Annotated in this window: 2 protein-coding genes and 1 pseudogene; 1 reads left to right on the top strand and 2 read right to left on the bottom strand. The window is 69.7% G+C overall.

The features are described 5' to 3' along the window. Positions 1-670 (bottom strand): LysR family transcriptional regulator (locus tag ACIKT0_RS16775; protein ID WP_407106517.1); only part of this gene is annotated, 670 nt, incomplete at its 3' end. Positions 671-828: 158 nt separating this feature from the next. Here ACIKT0_RS16775 and ACIKT0_RS16770 point away from each other — a divergent pair. Beyond that, positions 829-2,343, top strand: a complete 1,515-nt coding sequence (locus ACIKT0_RS16770) for an amidase (RefSeq protein WP_407106516.1) — start codon at positions 829-831, stop codon at positions 2,341-2,343. A gap of 13 nt (positions 2,344-2,356) precedes the next feature. Here ACIKT0_RS16770 and ACIKT0_RS16765 read toward each other — a convergent pair. Next, positions 2,357-2,546, bottom strand: a pseudogene (locus tag ACIKT0_RS16765) (cation:proton antiporter); the annotation flags it as partial.

The following is a 2,546-nucleotide window of genomic DNA, read 5'->3' as shown; positions in this document are numbered from 1 at the left end:
GAACCCGGTTCCCTTGTACCTGCACGCCGGTGAGGCTCGGGCAGGCGTAGACCACGTCCCAGGCGCGGCCCGCCCTTTCGAGCGCGCCGAGCGCGGCCGCCCGATAGACGCAGGGCTGGGGGAAAAGCGCGAGCGGCACAGGCGCGCGGGGGTCGAGCCTGAGATCGGGCGCGGCCGCCCAGACCAGCCCGTCGCGGAACACCAATTCGCCGCCCTGCTCGCCGACCGCCCGCTTGCCGAGCACGAGGTCGAGGTCGCCGGCGCCGAGCCGCTCGACCAGCCCGCGGCTGACGCCGATCTCCGCGCTGAGCCGCACGTCCGGATGGATGCGGCGGAACCGGCTGAGAATCTCCGGCAGGCACTGGCCCGCGAAATCGTCCGAGGCGCCGAAGCGCAGGACGCCGCCGAGCCGCGGCGAGCCGAGATGCTCGGTCGCGTCCTCGATCAGGGCCAGGAAGCGGCGCGCGTAGCCGATCAGGATCTCTCCGTCCTCGGTGAGCGACAGCGTGCGGGTGGTCCGGTTGAGGAAGACCCTGCCGGCCTTCTGCTCGAGCCGCTTGATCTGGTGGCTGACGGTCGACTGGGTCGAATTCAGCCGTTCGGCGGCGCGGCTGAAGCCGCCGCATTCGGCGACGGCGACGAACACGCGCAGCAGATCGGGATCGAACATCGCGGCCCCCGCTCATGGCGAAACGCCATGCTTTGTAGCTCAATAATTCATTTGTTGCATTGCGAAAGCTCGAAGACCATCGCGTCGCATCCGGCCGTGGCCCGCGCGCCCGGCCTCCTCCCACGCCTGCCCTTCGCTCAGTACGAGAGGACCGATCCATGACCCTGCGGCGGCCGTCCCGAGACGACATCCGCGCGATCAGCGCGCGCTCGCACATCCGGCTGACCGACGCCGAGCTCGACGTCATGGAGAAGATGGTCGCGGCCAATCTCGAGCTCTACGACGAGCTCGACCAGACGCCGGAGCCGCTCCGCCCGGTCGTTCCCGCCGTCCGCATCCCGGGCGCCCGCCCCACCCCCGAAGAGGACCCGCTGAACGGCGTCGTGCGGACCTGCGACGTGCGCGCCGTCGCGGCGACCGGCCCGCTGTCGGGCAAGACGATCGGCATCAAGGACACGATCTGCGTCGCCGGCATCCCCACGAGCTGCGGCTCACGGCTGCTCTACGATTTCATCCCGGACGCCGACGCGACTGTGGTGTCGCGGATCCTGGAGGCCGGCGGCCACATCACCGCAATGCTCAACACGGACGACTTCGCGTTCTCGGGCGGCGGCCACACCAGCGCCTATGGCGCGGGCCTCAATCCGGTGAACCAGAAGCACGTCGCGGGCGGCTCGTCCTGCGGCTCGGCGACCGCGGTGGCGAGCGGCCAGGTCGACATCTCGCTCGGCGGCGACCAGGGCGGCTCGATCCGGATCCCCTCTTCATGGTCGGGCATCGTCGGCCACAAGCCCACCCACGGCCTGGTGCCCTATACGGGCATCGCGGGCTTCGACCCGACCATCGACCATGTCGGCCCGATGGCGAAGACGGTGGAGGACGCGGCGCTGCTGCTGTCCGTGATCGCCGGCGTGGACGACACCGCGCGCGACATGCGCCAGCCGAGCGCGATCGAGAAGGTCGACTACGCGGCCGGGCTGACGGGCTCGATCAAGGGCCTGCGGATAGGGGTCGTGAAGGAAGGGTTCGGCACGCCGTGGTCGATGAAGGAAGTCGACAAGGCGGTGCGCGAGGCGGTCAAGTATCTCGAGAAGATGGGCGCCACGGTCGAGGAGATCTCGGTCCCGGAGCACGCGCGCGTGCCGGCGATCTGGAACAGTATCGCGATCGAGGGCGGCATCGCGACCTTCTACCAGGGGCTCAACGCCTACGGCACCAAGGGCTGGTACAACACCCGGCTGATGTCAGCCATGAACCGCGGCATCAAGACCAATGGCGGCGACTTCTCGCCGACCGCCAAGCTCGGCGTGGTGATGTCGGAGTATATGAACGCGCAGTATCACGGCGTGTTCTACGGCCGCGCGCAGAACCTCGCCCGCCAGCTCACCCGTGTCTACGACAAGGTGTTCGAGACCTATGACCTCGTGGTCATGCCGACGACGCCGCAGACGGCGCACGAGATTCCGGCGCTGCCGGAGGTGAACCGCGAGGAGCACATCGCGCAGGCGCTCAACATGGTCTGCAACACGGCGGCCTTCGACCTGACCGGCCACCCCTCGATCTCGGTGCCGTGCCGCGACGTCTCGGGACTTCCGGTGGGGCTGATGTTCACCGGGCGCTCCTTCGACGACCAGACCGTGCTGCGCGCCGGCCACGCCTATCTGGCGGCCTAAGGCCTGCCGCTCCTCAGACCTCGAGCGCCTGAAAGCGGTCCGGCGGGGAGGCGGCGAGCTCGGCCCAGTCGAGCTCCTCCTCGAGCACGTGGAACACGTCGTCGCCGATCTCGCCGCGGCGACGCAGCTCCATCAGGCGCCGGCGCTTGGCGACCAGGACCGCGCGGCGGAGCTCGTCGGCGTCGCCCTCCGCGCGGGGGTGG

The sequence above is a fragment of the Hansschlegelia beijingensis genome (assembly GCF_045505405.1).
Taxonomy (GTDB): domain Bacteria; phylum Pseudomonadota; class Alphaproteobacteria; order Rhizobiales; family Methylopilaceae; genus Methylopila; species Methylopila beijingensis_A.
This window is presented reverse-complemented; position numbering and strand designations above follow the sequence as displayed.

Bases quoted from the DNA above. Each gene is read 5' to 3' on its own strand.
- ACIKT0_RS16770 (WP_407106516.1), top strand. From the start codon at position 829: ATGACCCTGCGGCGGCCGTCCCGAGACGACATCCGCGCGATCAGCGCG.